Source organism: Streptomyces sp. NPDC059166 (assembly GCF_042755185.1).
Taxonomy (GTDB): Bacteria; Actinomycetota; Actinomycetes; order Streptomycetales; family Streptomycetaceae; genus Streptomyces.
Genome location: NZ_JBHZCI010000014.1, coordinates 12,917 through 30,743 on the forward strand (window position 1 = coordinate 12,917; position 17,827 = coordinate 30,743).

Annotated in this window: 14 protein-coding genes; 7 read left to right on the top strand and 7 right to left on the bottom strand. The window is 72.2% G+C overall.

The annotated features are described in order from the left end of the window. Positions 1-13 precede the first annotated feature (13 nt). Positions 14-739 (top strand): aspartate/glutamate racemase family protein, encoded by a 726-nt coding sequence (locus ACFXOA_RS12940; protein ID WP_385026006.1) that lies wholly within the window; start codon positions 14-16, stop codon positions 737-739. Positions 740-843: 104 nt separating this feature from the next. On the opposite strand, the gene ACFXOA_RS12945 is transcribed toward ACFXOA_RS12940, so the two are convergent. From ACFXOA_RS12945 to ACFXOA_RS12970, 6 genes are all read right to left on the bottom strand, one after another. Beyond that, on the bottom strand, positions 844-2,118 hold the full coding sequence (locus ACFXOA_RS12945) for a VWA-like domain-containing protein (protein WP_385026009.1): 1,275 nt from the start codon (positions 2,116-2,118) through the stop codon (positions 844-846). Then, positions 2,115-3,353 (bottom strand): AAA family ATPase, encoded by a 1,239-nt coding sequence (locus ACFXOA_RS12950; protein ID WP_385026012.1) that lies wholly within the window; start codon positions 3,351-3,353, stop codon positions 2,115-2,117. Before ACFXOA_RS12950 ends, ACFXOA_RS12945 begins: the two co-directional genes overlap by 4 nt. Before the next feature lie 105 nt (positions 3,354-3,458). Further along, positions 3,459-4,850 (bottom strand): hypothetical protein, encoded by a 1,392-nt coding sequence (locus tag ACFXOA_RS12955; RefSeq protein ID WP_385026015.1) that lies wholly within the window; start codon positions 4,848-4,850, stop codon positions 3,459-3,461. 223 nt (positions 4,851-5,073) lie between these two features. Next, entirely contained in the window at positions 5,074-5,871 is a 798-nt protein-coding gene (locus ACFXOA_RS12960; RefSeq protein ID WP_385026018.1) for an HpcH/HpaI aldolase/citrate lyase family protein, read from the bottom strand. After that, positions 5,868-6,740 carry a hypothetical protein gene (locus ACFXOA_RS12965; RefSeq protein WP_385026021.1) on the bottom strand — a complete coding sequence of 291 codons (873 nt, stop codon included), beginning with the start codon at positions 6,738-6,740 and terminating at the stop codon, positions 5,868-5,870. The genes ACFXOA_RS12960 and ACFXOA_RS12965 overlap by 4 nt, the downstream gene beginning before the upstream one ends. 17 nt (positions 6,741-6,757) lie before the next feature. Then, on the bottom strand, positions 6,758-8,140 hold the full coding sequence (locus ACFXOA_RS12970) for an MFS transporter (protein WP_385026023.1): 1,383 nt from the start codon (positions 8,138-8,140) through the stop codon (positions 6,758-6,760). 336 nt (positions 8,141-8,476) lie between these two features. Here ACFXOA_RS12970 and ACFXOA_RS12975 point away from each other — a divergent pair, with 336 nt between their 5' ends. Next, on the top strand, positions 8,477-9,097 hold the full coding sequence (locus tag ACFXOA_RS12975) for a hypothetical protein (protein WP_385026026.1): 621 nt from the start codon (positions 8,477-8,479) through the stop codon (positions 9,095-9,097). Positions 9,098-9,306: 209 nt separating this feature from the next. On the opposite strand, the gene ACFXOA_RS12980 is transcribed toward ACFXOA_RS12975, so the two are convergent. Further along, on the bottom strand, positions 9,307-10,260 hold the full coding sequence (locus tag ACFXOA_RS12980; RefSeq protein ID WP_385026029.1) for a LysR family transcriptional regulator: 954 nt from the start codon (positions 10,258-10,260) through the stop codon (positions 9,307-9,309). A gap of 222 nt (positions 10,261-10,482) precedes the next feature. Between ACFXOA_RS12980 and ACFXOA_RS12985 the strand changes: the two genes are divergently transcribed. From ACFXOA_RS12985 to ACFXOA_RS13005, 5 genes are all read left to right on the top strand, one after another. After that, complete coding sequence (locus tag ACFXOA_RS12985; protein WP_385026032.1) at positions 10,483-11,691, top strand: CaiB/BaiF CoA transferase family protein; 1,209 nt, start codon at positions 10,483-10,485, stop codon at positions 11,689-11,691. A gap of 40 nt (positions 11,692-11,731) precedes the next feature. Beyond that, positions 11,732-12,898: an acyl-CoA dehydrogenase family protein gene (locus tag ACFXOA_RS12990; RefSeq protein WP_385026035.1), complete on the top strand. Its 1,167-nt coding sequence runs from the start codon at positions 11,732-11,734 to the stop codon at positions 12,896-12,898. A gap of 283 nt (positions 12,899-13,181) precedes the next feature. Continuing rightward, the gene (locus ACFXOA_RS12995; protein ID WP_385026038.1) at positions 13,182-13,916 is read left to right on the top strand and encodes an alpha/beta hydrolase; all 735 of its coding nucleotides are present in this window, start codon (positions 13,182-13,184) and stop codon (positions 13,914-13,916) included. Between the two features lie 603 nt (positions 13,917-14,519). Beyond that, complete coding sequence (locus ACFXOA_RS13000) at positions 14,520-16,076, top strand: polysaccharide lyase family 1 protein (RefSeq protein WP_385026041.1); 1,557 nt, start codon at positions 14,520-14,522, stop codon at positions 16,074-16,076. 274 nt (positions 16,077-16,350) lie between these two features. Then, positions 16,351-17,823, top strand: a complete 1,473-nt coding sequence (locus ACFXOA_RS13005) for an aldehyde dehydrogenase family protein (protein WP_385026044.1) — start codon at positions 16,351-16,353, stop codon at positions 17,821-17,823. The last annotated feature ends 4 nt before the right edge of the window (positions 17,824-17,827 follow it).

Sequence of the window (17,827 nt, forward strand, 5' to 3'; positions counted from 1 at the left end):
CGAAAGCCGTCCCATGCGCATCCTCGTCGTCAACGTCAACACCACTCAGTCGATCACCGACTCCATCGGCGAGCAGGCGGCCGCCGCCGCGGCGCCCGGCACCGAGATCGTCCCGCTGACACCCTCGTTCGGCGCGGAGTCCGTCGAGGGCAACTACGAGAGCTACCTCGCCGCGATAGCCGTGATGGAGGCCGTACGCGCCTACCCCGAGCCGTTCGACGCCGTGATCCAGGCCGGCTACGGCGAGCACGGTCGCGAAGGGCTGCAGGAACTGCTGGACGTCCCGGTGGTGGACATCACCGAGGCGGCGGCCAGCACCGCCCAGTTCCTCGGGCGTACGTACTCCGTCGTCACCAGCCTCGACCGCACGGTGCCGCTCATCGAGGAGCGGCTCAACGCGGCGGGCCTGAACGCGCGCTGCGCGTCCGTACGGGCCAGCGGGCTTCCCGTACTCGCTCTGGAGGAGGACGAGAAGGCGGCTGTCGAGGCCATCGTCGAACAGGCGGCCCTGGCGGTGGAGCGCGACCGGGCCGAGGTCATCTGCCTCGGCTGCGGCGGGATGTCCGGTCTCACCGAGCGTGTCGTCGAGCGCACCGGGGTTCCCGTCGTCGACGGAGTGACGGCGGCGGTGACGATCGCCGAATCCCTCGTACGCCTGGGGCTGACCACCTCGAAGGTCCGCACCTACGCGCCCCCGCGTCCCAAGAAGATCCTCAACTGGCCGCCGCGGAACGCCTGATCGCGGCCCCGGGCCCGTGTGGGCGCGGGGGCGTGGGCGCGGGGGCGTGGCGTCCACACGCGTCCGGACGGTGTCCGGGGGGCGTACGCACCCCGGCCCGTCCCTCACCCGATCGTCACCACGCGAGCCCAGTCCGGCGGCAGGTCGGGGCGGTACTCGGGGTTCGACTCGATGTCGTACCGACGCCCGCCGTTGCGGGCGAAGAGCCCCACCACCGTGCGGCACGGCGGTCGCCGCGCGGGCCACGGGGTCTGGCCGTCGGTCAGTGCCACCACGACGTCCGGCCGGGGCCGGGAGGCCAGGGCGCGGGCGAAGCCCTCGCGCAGGTCCGTGCCGCCGCCTCCCAGTAGTTCCACCCCCTCCGCGTCCCCGCACAGTGGGCGGACCCGGCCCGCCGCCGCGTCGCACGGCAGTACGCCCACGAGGTCCCCGCTCCCGCCCACGGCCCGTGAGATCGCCGCCACCTCCAGCAGCGCGCTGCCCAGTTCGGCGTCGCTCACCGACCCCGAGGTGTCGATGACCACCACGACCCGCGCCGGCCGGCGTCGCAGACTCGGCAGGACGGCGCCGGGGACCGCGGCCGAGCGTCGCGCCGGCCTGCCGTACACGTAGTCGTCGCCGGTGCCGGAGGCGGTGGCCGCCGACCGTACCGCGGACCCCAGCAACTGCCGCCAGGGCTGCGGGGCGTGGAACGCCTCCTCCGCCCAGCGCCGCCAGCCCGCCGACGCGCTGCCCGGGCGTCCCGCGATGCCTCTGGCGACACGGAACCGGACCGCGTCCCGCTCCTGCTCGCTGAGCGCGCGAGCCCCGTCCGGCCCCAGGTCCCACGGGCGGGGCAGCCCGTCCGCGCCGCTGCCGCACTCCAGCCAGGCGAGGTGAGCGGTGTGCGGTCCCAGCCGGAACTGCCGGAGGTAGTCCTCCATCAGCTCGCCGTCCCTCAGATCCAGGGACTTCGGGGCCACCGCCCCCTCGGGCTTCACCAGTCCCTCGCCGTAGATGTCGTCGTTGATCTCGCAGTCCGCCGCGATGCTCATCCGCAGCCGCTCCGCCGCACCACTCAGCCCGTGCAGCCGCGCGTAACGGTCGCTGCGCCCGTGGTGGTCGCGCAGCAGGTGCGACACCTCGTGCACCCACACTCCCGCCAGTTCCTCCACCGGGGTGCGGTCGACGAACGCCGGGGAGACGTAGCACCGCCAGTGCGCGTCCACGGCCATCGTCGGAACGCGCCGCGACTCCACCGGGTGCAGGGCGAACAGGGCAGTCGCCAGATAGGGCCGGGCCCGTGCCGCCTGCAGCCGGGCGGCGAAGAGCTTGCCGGTGTCGAGCGCGGGCTCCGCCACCTGGAGGGAGGGCCGTTCGCGACAGCCCGGTCCTCTCATCGTCCGGCCCGCGCGACGGAGAGGGCCCGCACCTTCGCCCTGTCGGCGCGCCGCGACACCGCCACCGCGCCGGCGAGGCCCTCGATCGCCGGCGGCACGTCCCAGTCGTCGCGGCGCAGCGAGGCCAGGGTTGTCGCCGGGACGACGAGCAGGTCCGGAGCACCGGTGGCCGCCGCCTTCGCCAGCAGTGCCCAGGCGGCGTCCCACCGTTCCCTCTCCGGACGGGCACGGACCGCGGCGACCACCGCGTCCAGCGCGGCCTGCCTGAGGTCACCGCGCTCCGGCAGGACCGCGCCGCCGGGGTCGGCGAGCAGTCCCTCCGGGTCCGGCAGATCCATCCTGTCCAGATGGGCCAGCAGTTCCAGCCCGGGACCGTCCCCCACCGTGCCCCGGACGAGCAGCGAGAGGACGTCACGCGAAGCGCCGGCCGCCGACGCGAAGGCGACCAGGCGCAGCGTCATGTCCCAGCTGCGTGGTGAGGGCCAGGCGCTGCCGCGCTGCGCCTCGCCCGAAGGGAGCCGGTGCACCAGGGCGGGCCGCGCCGTCAGCAGCCCGCACACGGCGCGGCGGGCGAAGTCCACGGCCTCCGGCAGCCTTTCGGCGTCCAGCGACGGCAGCACCGCCCGGGGCCAGACGCCTCCCAGCCCGCGCACCACGACGTCGGTGTCGTGGACCCACCGCAGATGGACGAAGCGGTTGGCGAGCGGCGGGCTCAGCTCCCAGCCGTCGGCGGCGGAGGACCGGGGGTTGGCGGCCGCCACGATACGCACGTCCGGCGGCAGCCGTAGCGTGCCGACCCGGCGCTCCAGCACCAGCCGCAGCAGCGCGGCCTGCACGGCGGGCGGTGCGGTGGACAGTTCGTCGAGGAACAGCAGGCCGCGCCCGGCCCGGACGAGCTTCACCGCCCAGTCCGGCGGTGCCATGGGCACGCCCTCGCGGGCCGGGTCGTCGCCGATGACGGGGAGGCCTGAGAAATCGGACGGTTCGTGCACGCTGGCGATCACCGTGGTGAGCGGCAGGTCCAGGGATTCGGCCAGTTGGCTGAGCGCGGCCGTCTTGCCGATACCCGGCTCACCCCACAGCAGCACCGGCAGGTCGGCGGAGACGGCCAGCATCAGCGCCTCCAGCTGCGGATCGGGACGGGGCTCGGTGGTCGTGCCGCGCAGCAGGTCCAGCAGTGCGCTCGACACGTCGAGCCGGCGCGGTGTACGGGCGAGCGGGGAGTGCATGGGCATGAGGCATCACCTGTCGTTCGGTCGAAGGCGGTCGTGGCCCGGAGGGGCCGGGGCACACGTGTGCTGCGGGAGCGCGCGGGCACCTCGGGGCGCACCGCACACGGATCAGCGGCTGATGGCCTGCCGGGGCCGGTAGGGGTGGGACTCGGGGCGGGACGGCTTCCGCGCGGGCAGCCGCTTGCCCGCGAAGGCCGGAGCGGCCAGACCCGCCCTGAACAGGCCGTGCCTGACACCCCGCCGGGCGGCCTCGTGGAGCGCGTCGCTCAGTTCCCCGTCACGGAGCCGTGCCCGCCCGCCGAGCGCGCTCCCGACCAGCGCCAGCGCACCTTCGGTGTCGCCGTGGGCCAGTCTGTCGCGGACGTCGGTGAGCCAGTCGGGCCGGCGGTGCGCGGAGTCGACGGCCTGGAGGCAGGGCAGCGGCGTGCCGGTGAGCGCGGCGAGCAGTTCCTCCCGCCGGATCTCGGCGGGATCGTGGTCCAGCGGCGTCAACCTCCCGTCGACGACGCCGATCCGGTGCAGAGCGCCTCGGCACTCGACCAGGCGCGCCGCGTCGCCGTGCTCCGCACCCGCTGTGGCGGGTGCGGCCGGGGAGACAGCGGGAGCCAGGGCCGACGCGACGAGGGGGTGCAGTCGACCGGCCGCCAACCTGCCGGATCGCAGCAGCTCCAGGTCGGGCAGGGCCCAGGTGGCCGCGTGCGGCAGGACCGGCAGCCCCGCGCCCGCGCGTGCGAGGCGGGCGGACCGTACCTCGGGCCCGGCCGTACCGGGGGAGTGGCGGCCCACGTCCAGCAGCAGCCGACGCCGTGCGCCTAGTCTCACCGCCACCTCGCCCCTGTCGGCTCGGCCCTCGGCCTTCAGCAGCAGTGCCGCCTCGGAGGCCCACCGGCCCAGCGCGAACCGCTCGGGATCCGGTACGGATTCGGCCCAGCGACCGGGTGCCGGGGAGTCCGACGCCCCGGCACGTTCACGCAGTTCGCCGCTGCGGCTCGCGTCCCAGAGGTGGCGGTGCAGGTCCAGACGGAACCGGGCGTCCGGGGCTCGGTAGCCGCGTGGCCGGGGTTCGCGCCCCGGCGGGACGCGACCGTCCCACACCGCGAGGCTGATCCGCTGCCCGGCGTCCGCCCACGCGGGAGCCGTACGTGCCACCAGGCGCACGGGGCGCGCGCCGCCGGGCTCGTCGTACCGGGCGAGCACCGCTGTCGTGCCCGGTCGCAGGAAGCCGTCGGGCGCGGTCCTCGGCATGTGCCACCGCAACAGGTCGGGGGCCATGAGGCGCAGGTCCGCCCGCAGGCGGGAGGCCGTGTCGCGGCCGTGGACACGGGCCACGGAGCGCAGGTCGAGGTCGACGTCGAATCCGGCGGCGGCGCATGCCCCCGCCCAGTCGCCGGCGATACGCCGGGCCGTCGCGGTCTCGATCATGTGGGGCGGCACGGCGATCTCGCGCACGCGCAGCCAGAGTGAAAGCCGGGAATCCCCGCTCGCGTTCCCGGTGAGCATCAGCACTCACCTTGCGCGGACGGGACCCCCATTCCTTGAACAGGTCTGATGGTCATCGGCGGAATCGTAGAACGGCCGCCGCGCGGAGCGCCAGGGAATTTCCGCCGCCGTCAGCGCACCGGTGCGTTCCCCTGTGAGGAAGCCCCGCGTGCCGGCCGGTCGTCGGCACCGGCCGAGCCGCGCGGTGGTCTCCCGCAGGGTCCGAGCCGCGAGGTGGTCTCCCTCAGGCCGCCCCCGCCAGTACTCTCCTGGCGCGCTCCAGCACCGGCCGGTCGACCATCTGTCCGTCGACCGTGGTGACGGATTCCCCGGCGCCCAGGACCGCACGGGCCCAGCGCAGTTCGTCCTCCGTGGGGGCGAATCCCGAGTTCACCGCCGCCACTTGCGCCGGATGGACACAGAGCTTGCCGGCGAACCCCAGACGCCGGGCGTGCGCGGTGTCCGAGGCCGGGGCTTCGGTGTCCCGGACCGCGGTCGTCACCCCGTCCACCGGGGGAGCGATCCCCGCCGCCGCCGACGCCAGCACCAGACGGGAGCGGGCATGGGACAGCGCCAGGGAATCGTCGTGCGCCACACCGAGCTGCGCGGCGAGGTCGACGTTGCCGAACGCGGCCCGCACCACCCCCGGGGCGGAACACACCTCGTACGCGCGCTCCACCCCGAGCGCGGTCTCGACGAGGGGAATCAGCGGGCTCCCGGGGGCGATACCCGCCAAGACCGCCGGGTCCTCCGCCTTCGGTACCATCACCGCGCACCCGGCCCCCACCGCCATGGCCAGATCGGCCTCGAACCAGGGGGTGCCGGGGGCGTTGACGCGTACGACCGTACGGGTGCCGAGGCTCCGCCACGCCGCGACGGAGCGGCGAGCGCTCTCCTTGTCCTCGACGGCGACCGCGTCCTCCAGATCGACGACGACGAGATCGGCGCCGGACGCGGCGGCCTTGTCGAAGCGGTCGGGGCGGTCGCCGGGCACGAAGAGGAAGGTGCGGGCGGCGGCGACCGTGGCCTGGGCGGTGCTCATACGAAGCTCACCTCGGCGGTCGCGTGACGGGCGTCCCGGTGGGTGGCCGTGCGCAGTTCGACGCCCGTGCCGGAAGGGGTGCCCTGCGCGAGCAGGTGCTCCCCGCCGAACACCGGCCGGCGCAGCTTGAATCCGAGCGAACCCACCCGGCGCCCCGGGGCCTCGCGCCGGACCACCTCCAGCATCAGCAGGGCCAGCAGCGGTCCGTGGACCACCAGGCCCGGATACCCCTCGGCGTCCCTGCAGTACGGCGCGTCGTAGTGGATCCGGTGCGCGTTGGCGGTGAGGGCGCTCAGCCTGAACAGCAGCGCCGGGTCCGGCCGCATCCGCAACCGCCAGGGTTCCTCGGCGGCCGGAGCGGTCACGTCGTCGATCGTGGCCGGGTGCTGGGATCCGGACCCGCCACGGCTGGAGCGGTAGACGATGTCCTGCTCCTCCACCATGCGGAGACGGCCACCCTGACGGAACTCCTGGCGCTCCGTCACGAAGAGCAGTTCGCCGCTCCGGCCGTGTTTCGGCGTCACCGCGCTCAGACTGCTGACACGGGTCGCCGCCTCACCGAGGCGCAAGGGCTCCAGGATCTCGCAGCGCCCGCCCGCGAACATCCGCTGCCGGTCGGGCAGGGGCGGCAGGAAGCGCGCGTCCCTGAGGTGACCGTCCGGCCCGAGCTCGTGCTGGGCCGGCCAGTGAAGGAAGTGGAACCACTGCCACAGGGGCGGCAGCGCCTCGCCTGCCCCGGCCGCCGGCCCGGGCAGGTCCAGCAGCGCCGACACGGCGGCGACGGGTCCCGGGTCCATCGGATCGTGGGCGGAGACGGGTTCGGGGTGCCAGTTCTCGACGTAGGAACTGAGGGGTGCGGGGGACGGCATGTGGGGTCCTCGGGTCTTCAGGCGAGCGGTGCGGTCTTCGCGGGCGCCGGGGTGGCGGCAGGCGCCGCGGGGACGTCCAGATGGGAGGTGCGGGACGGCTCCTTGACCAGCAGGGTGGCCAGGAAGGTCAGGCCGACGCATCCGGTGACGTACCAGAAGAAGAGGTTCTCCCTGCCGGCGTCCTTGAGGGCGAGCGCGACGGGTTCGGTCAGCCCGCCGAACGTCGCGGTGACCAGGGCGTGCGGCAGGCCGACGCCGAGGGCGCGGACCTTGGTGGGGAACATCTCCGCCTTGATGATGGCCGCCAGCGCCGAGTACCCGGTGACGAAGGTCAGGGCCACGGTCATCAGGAGGAAGGCGATCCACGGGCTGCTGGTGCGCCCCAGGAGCGTCATGAGCGGAACGGTCAGCAGCATGCAGCCGCCGGAGAAAGCGAACATCACGGGGCGGCGGCCCACCCGGTCGGACAGGGCGCCGACCGCAGGCTGCATCAGCATGTAGACGAACAGCGCGGCGAAGCCGATCAGCGTGACCGTGGCCTTGGGGATGCCCGCGGTGTTCACCAGGTACTTCTGCAGATACGTGGTGTACGTGTAGAACGCGACCGTACCGCCGATGGCGAGCCCGAAGACGGCGAGCAATTGACGGGGGTACTCGGCGAACAGGGCTATGAGGCCCTTGCGTTCGGCGGGTGCGGCGCCGGCCCGCTCGGCGGCGGTGCGGGCCTGCTCCTGCTCGAAGTGCGTGGACTCCTCCATGCTGCGGCGCAGGTACATCACGACCAGTCCGGCGACCGCGCCGATCACGAACGGGACGCGCCAGCCCCACCCGTGCAGCTGGTCCTCGGTGAGCAGGTTCTGCAGGACGATCGCCACCAGCAGCGCGGCCAGCTGCCCCAGCACGATGGAGACGTACTGGAAGCTGGAGTAGAAGCCGCGCCGCCCCGCGGGCGCGACCTCCGACAGGTAGGACGCGCTGGAGCCGAACTCGCCGCCCACGGAGAGCCCCTGGGCCAGCCTGGCCAGGACCAGGAGCGCGGGGGCCCAGAGGCCGATGACGTCGTGGCCCGGGGCGAAGGCGATGGTCAGAGACCCGGCGCTCATCAAGGTCACCGACAGGGTCAGCGCCCGGCGCCGGCCGAACCGGTCGGCGTACGCGCCGAGCAGCCAGCCGCCGAGCGGGCGCATGAAGAAGCCCACGGCGAAGACCACCGCCGTGGACAGCAGCTGGGCGGTCTGGTTCCCCTCGGGGAAGAACACCGAGGCGAAGTAGATGCTGAACGTGGCGTAGGCGAACCAGTCGTACCACTCCACGAGATTGCCCAGGCAGCCGCGTACGACGTTCGCGGTGACGCCGGACCGCCCGGGTGCGGAGGGTGGAGGTGTGCTGCTCTGAGGCATGGGAAGCTCCGTCGCTTTCGTCGCCCAGGGGTTCTGCGGCTCGGGCGGCCCTTCAGCGCAGGAAGAAGGGGGATCGGTGGGATACGCGCCGGACGCCGGAGGAACGGGCGGGGAGGTGGGCGCCGATGGCCCGGTCACGGTTCATCTGGGACGGCTCCCTGTGCTCTGCGGCTGGCGTGCCCCACATCATGGGTGCTGATGGGCATCCATGAACAATAGAAAACCGTGATACGCGCATGACTGCTCTGCATGGCATGGCCCCGGCTCAGGCTTCCACGTCAGGGCGCATCGACAGTTTTACTTGTCGTGCACGGTGGTGACAGGTAATCTTGTCGCATGAGCGACGCGATCCCGACCCCTGACAGGAACGACGAGAACTTCTGGACCACCGTGATGGCTCCGGTGGAGCCCGCCTGGCGTGAGCCCACCGAGGGTGAATCGTTCGCCATGGACGACAAGGTGCTGGAGGCGGTCCGGGTGCTGGCCGAGGGGATCTCGACCCGCGCTCTCGCCTATCGCGCCGCCGACAAGCCCTTCGACGCCGCGCTCATGGCTACTCCCGATGTGCAGCTGGCCGTGCTGAGGTCGCTGTACGAAGCCAAACTGTCCGTCGACCGACTGGCCGAGAGTGCCGCCACCGTCGCCGGCCGCAGCGGAGCCAACTACGCGCAGCTGGGCGCGGCCTGGGGCGGTCTCAAGCGCCAGTCTGCGCGCCTCAAGTGGCCGCACGCAGTGGCCAGGAAGGCTGCCGGCGAGTCCGTCCCGCTTCAGTACGCGGGCGGCGCCGCCGTCATCCACCATGACCCGGATGCCGATGCCTGGTGGTTCACCGCCACTGCCGCGGACCAGCGGCAGAAGGAGTCCGAGGCCGTCCACGCCTCCTCCGCCGAGGCCATCGCCGGGGCGACCGAGTTCCTCCTGTCGCACGCCCTTCCCACCCGGCAGGCGCAGGCCTGACCCCGCTGCCGCGTTTGCGCGGAGCGTGGAATCCGGATCAAGTCCAGGACTTCGGGCGGCCGCCGGGCGCCGCCTCGACTGTCCGGGTCTGTTCAGCAGGGCCGTCGGACGGCGACCGCTCTCACCGATGAGGTGGATCTCGCTGGTCGGGCCGCCCCGGGATCGCCCGAGGCAGTCGCCGGGGAGGTGGTGCCGGGGCGGTCGCCGGGTCAGGCGTCCGCGCCGGGCCCGTCAGGTGTGTGCAGCCGCGCCGAGGGCCACCGCCCCTGGGACACGGCCGCCTCCACGCAGCGGACCAGTACCCGGGCGACCGCGTCCACGGCCGCCGGCACCCGTCCGTAGCGCGGGGTGCACAGCACGATCGACCGCAGGACGTCCGGCTCGCACAGCGGCGCGGCACTGAGTTCGCCGTTCGCCACGTCCTCGGCGATGCCGACGCCCGGCAGCACCGTCCAGCCGTGCCCGGCCCGCACCAGTTGCTTCTGCACGCGCATGGCGTTGGTCTGGGCCGCGATGTCCATCGTGCTCCCGGACCGGGCCGCCGCGCCGTCGATGAGGGTGCGCAGGGCATGGCCGGCCGCGGGCATCACCAGCGGCCGCGCGGCCACGTCCGCGAAGGGGACCGGGCGGTCCGCCCGCAGTCCCTCGGACGCGGGTGCCACCGCCCACAGGCGTTCACGCACCAGGGGGCGGGCGTTGAGCGAAGGGGAGCTGTCCAGGTTGTAGAGCAGCGTCAGGTCCAGGTCGCCGTCGTCCAGCCACTGCTGGAGGTGGCCGGAATAGCCGGTCATCAGGCGCAGTTCCACCCCCGGATGAGCCGCCCCCACCGCTGAGACCAGTGGTTCGGCGAGCAGGTCGCTGGTGCTCTCCAGCAGCCCGAGCGTGACGATGCCCGTCACCTCGCCGCGACGGGGCCGGACCTCGGCGCGGGCCCGGTCCAGCTCGTTCAGGGCACGCCTGGCCCGGTCGATCATGATCTCGCCGGCCTCGGTCGGCCGCATCCCCTGCCTGGTGCGGGTGAAGAGGGCGACGCCGAGTTCCTCCTCCAGCGTGCGGATCTGCCGGGTGACGGCGGGCTGCACCAGATGCAGCAGCTCGGCGGCCCGGGTCACGCTGCCGACCTCGGCGACGGTGATGAGCGCCTTTAGCTGCTTGACGTCCATGGTGCGTCGTCCTCCGGTATCCGCGGTCCGCATGGCGCCATCAAGGATTGCTATTTCCCATGCCTTCACATGAATGTCCATGATGGCACTCCGCCCGGTCGCCGCCGACTCCGCACCCCAGGGCATCGAGACGCGCCCCCAGGGCATCGACAGGCGCCCCTTCCGGGCATGGAGAACACGTCACCGTCAACGCCGCACCCCCTCGCTCCCGGAGGACCACGCATGGCCGAGAACGCAGCGCCCGCCGACGACCTGCCGTTGAGCGGCATCACGGTCGTCAGCCTCGAACAGGCCGTCGCGGCCCCCTTCGCCACCCGCCAGCTCGCCGACCTCGGCGCACGGGTGATCAAGGTGGAGCGGCCGGGCGGCGGGGACTTCGCCCGCCGCTACGACACCACCGTGCACGGCCAGTCCAGCTACTTCGTGTGGCTCAACCGGTGCAAGGAATCGGTCACCCTGGACCTGAAGACGGACCAGGGGCGGGAGATCCTGGAAGAACTCCTCGCACAGGCCGATGTGTTCGTGCAGAACCTCGCGCCCGGAGCCGCCGCCCGTATGGGGCTGGGCGCCGAGGACCTGGCGAAACGGTTCCCGGCCCTGATCCCCTGCTCGGTGACCGGCTACGGATCGAGCGGGCCGTGGGCGGACCGCAAGGCCTACGACCTGCTGGTGCAGTGCCAGACCGGTCTGGTGTCCCTGACGGGCAGCGCCCAGGAGGCGGCCCGGGTCGGGATCTCCGTCGCCGACATCGCCGCGGGGATGTACGCCTACAGCGGCATCCTCACCGCCCTGTTCACCCGGGCCACCCGGGGATCCGTAAGGGCTGTGGAGGTCTCGCTCTTCGAAGCACTCGCCGAGTGGATGAGCCAGCCCGCCTACTACACGGCGTACAGCGGCGCCCAGCCTCCCCGGGTGGGTACCCGGCACGCCACCATCGCGCCGTACGGCACCTACACGGCGGCCGACGGCAAGGACGTACTGCTCTCCGTGCAGAACGAGCGGGAGTGGGCCGCCCTGTGCGAGCGGTTCCTCGACGACCCCGCCCTCACCGAGGACGACCGCTTCGCCACCGGCTCCGCTCGGGTCGGTCACCGCGACGAGGTCGACGCGATCCTGGCCGAGCGGATCGCCCGGTCGGAGAGCGCCGAGGTGATGCGGCTGCTGGACGCCATCGGTATCGCCAACGCCCCGGTCAACGACGTCAGGCAGTTCCTGGAACACCCCGTCCTCGCAGGGCGCGACCGCTGGCGGGACGTGCCCCTGCCCGACGGGAGCACGGCGGCGGCCCTGGTGCCGCCGGTCGACCTGGCCGGGACCGAACCGCGCATGGGAGCCGTACCCGCCCTGGGCGAGCACACCGAACGGATCCTGGCCGAACTGGGCCACACGCCGGAACGGATCGACGCCCTGAGGGCGCTCGGCGCCATCTGAACACCGACACACCCGCACGACCCAGGCAAGGAGCCCCCCCGTGAGCACCCTCGACATCCTCTCCGAGGACGAACAGTTCATCGTCAGCACGGTCCGCGACTTCGTCGACAAGGACATCAAGCCCGTCGCCCAGGGACTCGACCACACCAACACCTACCCCGAGGCACTCATCGAGCAGATGAAGGAACTCGGCATCTTCGGCCTGGCCGTCCCGGAGGAGTACGGCGGCACACCCGTCTCGACCTCCGCGTACGTCCTCGTCACCGAGGAGCTGGCCCGCGGCTGGATGAGCCTCGCCGGCGCCATGGGCGGACACACGGTCGTCGCCAAACTGCTGCTCCACTTCGGAACCGAGGAGCAGAAGCGGCACTACCTGCCGAAGATGGCCACCGGCGAGATCCGGGCCACCATGGCGCTGACCGAGCCGGGCGGCGGTTCCGACCTCCAGGCCATGCGCACCACCGCCCGCCGCGACGACGAGGGATACGTCATCGACGGCACGAAGACCTGGATCACCAACTCCCGCCGCTCACAGCTGATCGCCCTGCTCTGCAAGACCGACCCGCAGGCGTCCCCCGCGCACAAGGGGATCTCGATCCTGCTGGTCGAGCACGGCCCCGGTCTCACGGTCTCCCGCGACCTCCCCAAGCTGGGCTACAAGGGCGTGGAGAGCTGCGAGCTGTCCTTCGAGGGCTACCGTGCCTCCGCCGGCGCCGTCCTCGGAGGAGCGGAGGGCGAGGGTTTCGCTCAGATGATGAAGGGGCTGGAGACCGGCCGCCTCCAGGTGGCGGCCCGCGCGCTCGGTGTCGGGAGGGCGGCACTGGAGGACTCGCTGGCCTACGCACAGGAGAGGGAGTCCTTCGGCAAGCCGATCTGGAAGCACCAGTCCGTCGGCAACTACCTCGCCGACATGGCGACCTCGCTCACGGCCGCCCGACAGCTCACCCTCTTCGCCGCCCGTGAGGCGGACGCGGGACGACGCGTGGACATGGAGGCCGGCATGGCCAAGCTGTTCGCCTCCGAGACCGCCATGCAGATCGCCCTCAACGCGGTCCGGATCCACGGTGGTTACGGCTACTCCACGGAGTTCGACGTGGAGCGCTACTTCCGGGACGCCCCGCTGATGATCGTCGGTGAGGGGACCAACGAGATCCAGCGGAACGTCATCGCGAGCCAGCTGGTCAGGCGGGGAGGGCTCGACGGATGAGCCCGGGGGCCTGGCCCGTGCCTGTACTCGTTTCCGGCGACGGCGACGGCGACGGCGACGGCGGAGGAGGCAGCGGAGGACGCAGCGGGCCGGCTGCCCGACCCCGCACGGAAACTCGTTTGGCGTCGGTCACCGGCCCTGATACTTTTCCGGGGACCGTGCGAGAGAACGAGGAGGTGGTACCCGTGAACGCAGTATCGACATGGGTGCTCCCCTCCGGGGTCACGGTCGGGCGGTAGACAGCCCGGGAGCGCCGTCACACGCACTCCCGAAAGGCACCACCGTGCACTTCACTTCCGAACAGCGTCTCGACGACGGGATCGTCGAGCGTTCCTTCACCCTCGGTGAGATCCCCGGCATCCTGTGGACGCCCGAGCCCGCGCCCGGGCCGATGCCGCTGATCCTGCTGGGTCACCCCCCGCTCGGGCTGCACAAGATGTACCCCAGGCTTCTGGACCGGGCCCGACAGGCCGCGGCGGACGGCTTCGCCGCGGCCACGGTCGAACTCCCCGGGAGCGGCGACCGGCCCGCCCTCGCCGGCGTGGAGCAGGCCCGGGCCGACCTGCGCAGGGCCATGCAGGCGGGCGGGCCGGTCGGCGGGGACGTCGTCGACGCGCTCGTACTGCCGCTCGTCGAGCTGGCGGTCCCCGAATGGCAGGCGGCCCTGGACGCGCTCCTGGCGCTCCCCGGGATCGGCGGCCCGGTCGGGTACTCGGGCGGGGTGATCTCCATCGGCATCAGGCTCGCACGGGTGGAGCCACGGCTCTCGGCCGCCGTTCTCTTCGCCGGAAGCCTCGTGCCCGCCACCATGTTCGAGGAGGCCCGGCAGCTCACCATTCCGCTGCACGTCCTGCTCCAGTGGGACGACGAGGGCAACGACCGGCAGGCGGCCCTGGAGCTCTTCGACGCGTTCGGCTCCGAGGAGAAGACGCTGCAGGCCAACATGGGCGGACACGCCGGCGTCCCCCGGTTCGCCGGGGACGCGGCAGCCCAGTTCTTCACCCGGCACCTGAGGTAGGTCACCGGCGTCACCACGGCTCGGGCCCCTCCGCGCGGCGGGTGTGTGGGGGCGTGACGTCCCCGCGCCCCCGGGCGCCCCCGCCGCCCCCGCGGCCGCGGCGGCGGCCTGGGTGACGGCGGTGGCCGAGGCCCCGTCGAAGGGCCGGATCGCCGCGCCGGTCACGGCCGACCTGGACGTTTCGAGAAGATCGCGTCACGAGCCCTCAGGCGCCCGCGTACGGACCGGATTTCTCCGAAGATTTCCCCGAGTCATCCGGGCATCCATGTCATGAACCTTGTCAGCTGCGCCCGGGCGGCTCTATTGTCGCGGCCAGAAAGCGCTTTCCCTCCCGGGAGCCGTTCCGGTGGAAGCGTCCGTCACGACCGCCGTCGTGACGGACGTGCACGAGCCGCCGCCGGTGCTGTACAGGGCTGCAACCCCGGGATCCGGGTCACGGCCGCGAGGCCGCCCCGACCGCACGACCCAGCGAGATGTACCCGCACAACCGGCTGAAGGACGCCGCCCGGTGAGGAGCCGGCGGTTCCCGAGGCCACGCCGTTGCGACCGCGGCATGAAGCAGCTGACCGGATTCAGCGTGCGAACACGAATGGGGACAGGAATATGAGGCGATCAGTCGCACGGCGACTGTATGCGGCGGTGGCCACGATGGCGGTCGCGGGCGCGACCGGCGTGGTCATGGCGATGCCCCAGGCATCGGCCGCTGTAGCCGGTGGTGCCACCGGCTACGCGACTCAGAACGGTGGTACGACCGGTGGTGCCGGCGGGCAGACGGTCAAGGCCACCACGGGAACCGCGATCCACACCGCTCTGTGCAACCGTGCCAGTGCCAGCACCCCGATCATCATCCAGGTCGAGGGCACCATCAACCACGGCAACACCGCGAAGGTGTCGGGCGACAGCTGCAACACCGCAGCCGGTGTGATCGAGCTGAAGCAGATCAGCAACGTCACCATCGTCGGTGTCGGCAACGGCGCCGTCTTCGACCAGCTGGGCATCCACATCCGTGAGTCCAGCAACATCATCATCCAGAACGTGACGGTCAAGAACGTCAAGAAGTCCGGCTCGCCCACCTCCAACGGCGGCGACGCCATCGGGATGGAGAGCGACGTCCGCAACGTCTGGGTCGACCACGCCACCCTGGAGGCGTCGGGCGGTGAGTCGGAGGGCTTCGACGGCCTCTTCGACATGAAGGACAACACGCAGTACGTCACGCTGTCCTACAGCACCCTGCGCAACTCCGGCCGAGGCGGGCTCATCGGGTCCAGCGAGACCGAGCTCTCCAACGGCTTCGTCACCTTCCACCACAACCTGTACGAGAACCTCGACTCGCGCACGCCCCTGCTGCGCGGCGGCACCGCCCACATCTACAACAACTACTACGTCAAGCTGAACGAGTCCGGCATCAACTCCCGGGCCGGGGCGAAGGCCAAGGTCGACAACAACTACTTCAAGGACTCCAAGGACGTCCTGGGCACGTTCTACACGGACGCGGCCGGATACTGGCAGGTGAGCGGCAACACCTTCGACAACATCACCTGGTCCGCCAAGAGCAGCGAGAACAACCCGGCCGGGCCCAACCCGACGTCGAACACCAGCGTCAGCATCCCCTACGCCTACACCCTGGACGACGCGAGCTGCGTCCCCTCGATCGTGGCCGCGACGGCAGGCGCGAACAAGGGGCTGAAGGTCTCGGACGGCAGCTGCACCCCGACCACGCCCACCCAGACCCCGACCCCCACCCCGACGACCCCGAACCCGACGGACCCGACGCCCACGCCCGACCCCACCCAGCCCAGCGGCACCAACCTCAGCCTGACGGCCGGAGCCGACGGTTCGAGCAAGGCGTCCGGTACGAGCTACGGCAACGTGCGGGACGGCAGCCTGAGCACCTACTGGTCTCCGTCCGGTTCGACCGGGTCCGTCTCGGTCAAGTGGGGCTCCGCCACCTCGGTCGCCAAGGTCGGCATCAGGACGGCGTCCGGTTCCACCCTGGGTTCCTGGCGGATCCTGAACGGTGACACCGGTGCCGTCCTGGCCACCGGCAGCGGAGCGAAGGTCGTCAGCATCTCGAAGACCTCGCTGAAGAAGCTCACGCTCGACATCACCAGCACGAGCGGGACCCCGAAGATCGCCGAGCTGGAGACGTACGCCGGCTGACGCCGCGGTCCCGGGCGATCCGTCCGGGGCACGGTGAGCGCCTCGCCACTCCGGCGGTGCCGGTGAGGTGAGGCGCTGCCGCCGGAACGGCGCGGCACAGGACTCCCGGAGCGGGGGCCGTCCCAAGGGGCGGCCCCCGCTTCCGTGCGCCCTGGACGCGTCCCCGGGCCGGCGGAGCGCCGGCGTGCACGAGGCCTGTGGTGCAATCGAAGGGCCGGGCAGGTCCGAGTACCCACCGAACGCACCGAAGCCGACTCGCGACAAGGAACTCCTCATGACCAGCACAGACTCCGCCCCCGCCGCCACGCCGCCCTGGTACGGAAAGATCTTCGACGGCACCTGGCGCGCCGCCGGGGGCGGCACCGCGGAGGTCACCGCCCCCGCCACCGGTGAGGTCGTCGCGACCGTGGGCGTGGCGGGCGCCGAGGACGTCGACTCCTCCGTCGCCCGGGCCAGGACCGCGCAGCGCGCCTGGGCGAAGCTCGGGTACGACGAGCGGGCGCGGGTCTTCATCAGGGCGTCCGCCCTGCTGTCGCAGGACCCGGACCGCATCGTGCGGTGGCTCGTCCCGGAATCCGGTTCGGGGCAGGGCAAGGCGCGGTTCGAGGCCGGTCTTCTGATCGCCGAGCTGAACGAGGCGGCCGCCCTCACCTCCGAGCCGTACGGCGAACTGCTGCGGAGCTCGAAGCCCCGGCTCTCCGCCGTCCGCAGGGTGCCCCTGGGGGTCGTCGGCGTCATCAGCCCCTTCAACTTCCCGGCCATCCTCGCCCTGCGGTCCGTGGCACCTGCCCTGGCGGCGGGCAACGCGGTCGTCCTCAAGCCCGATCCGCGCACACCCGTCTCCGGTGGTCTCGCCCTCGCCGAACTCCTCGCCGAAGCAGGGCTGCCCGAGGGGCTGCTCCATGTGCTGCCCGGGGGCGCCGATGTCGGCGAGGCGCTCGTCGCGCACCCCGGCGTCCCGTGCATCTCGTTCACCGGGTCCACCCCGGCGGGGCGTGCCATCGGTACGGCCGCTGCGCCCCTCCTGAAGAAGGTCCATCTCGAACTGGGCGGGAACAACGCCCTGTTGGTACTCCCCGACGCCGACCTGGAAGCCGCGGCGTCGGCCGGGGCGTGGGCCTCCTTCCTGCACCAGGGGCAGATCTGCATGGCCGCGGGCCGTCATCTGGTGCATGTGTCCCAGGCCGCCGAGTACGCCGCCGCGCTCGCGGCGAAGGCGGACGCCCTCCCGGTCGGTGACCCCACCGACCCCGCCAACGCCCTCGGTCCCGTCATCGACGAGCGGCAGCGCGACCGGATCCACTCGATCGTCACCCGGAGCGTCGAGCAGGGGGCGGTGCTCGCCGCCGGCGGTACCTACGACGGCCTGTTCTACCGGCCCACCGTGCTGACCGATGTGCCGCTCGACTCCCCGGCCTTCGCGGAGGAGGTCTTCGGCCCGGTCGCGCCCGTGGTCGCCTACGAGACCGTCGACGAGGCGATCGAGCTCGTCAACTCCTCCGAGTACGGGCTGTCGGTGTCCATCCTCACCGGGAACGCCTTCGCCGCATGGGAACTGGCCGACCGCATCGATTCGGGCGCCGTCCACATCAACGACCAGACGGTGGACGACGAGGCGGTGGCTCCGTTCGGCGGCAGCAAGGCATCCGGAACCGGGGGCAGGTTCGGTGGCCGGGCGAGTCTCGACACCTTCTCGGAGGTGCAGTGGATCACCGCCCAGGCGCAGATCGAGCGCTACCCGTTCTGACCCA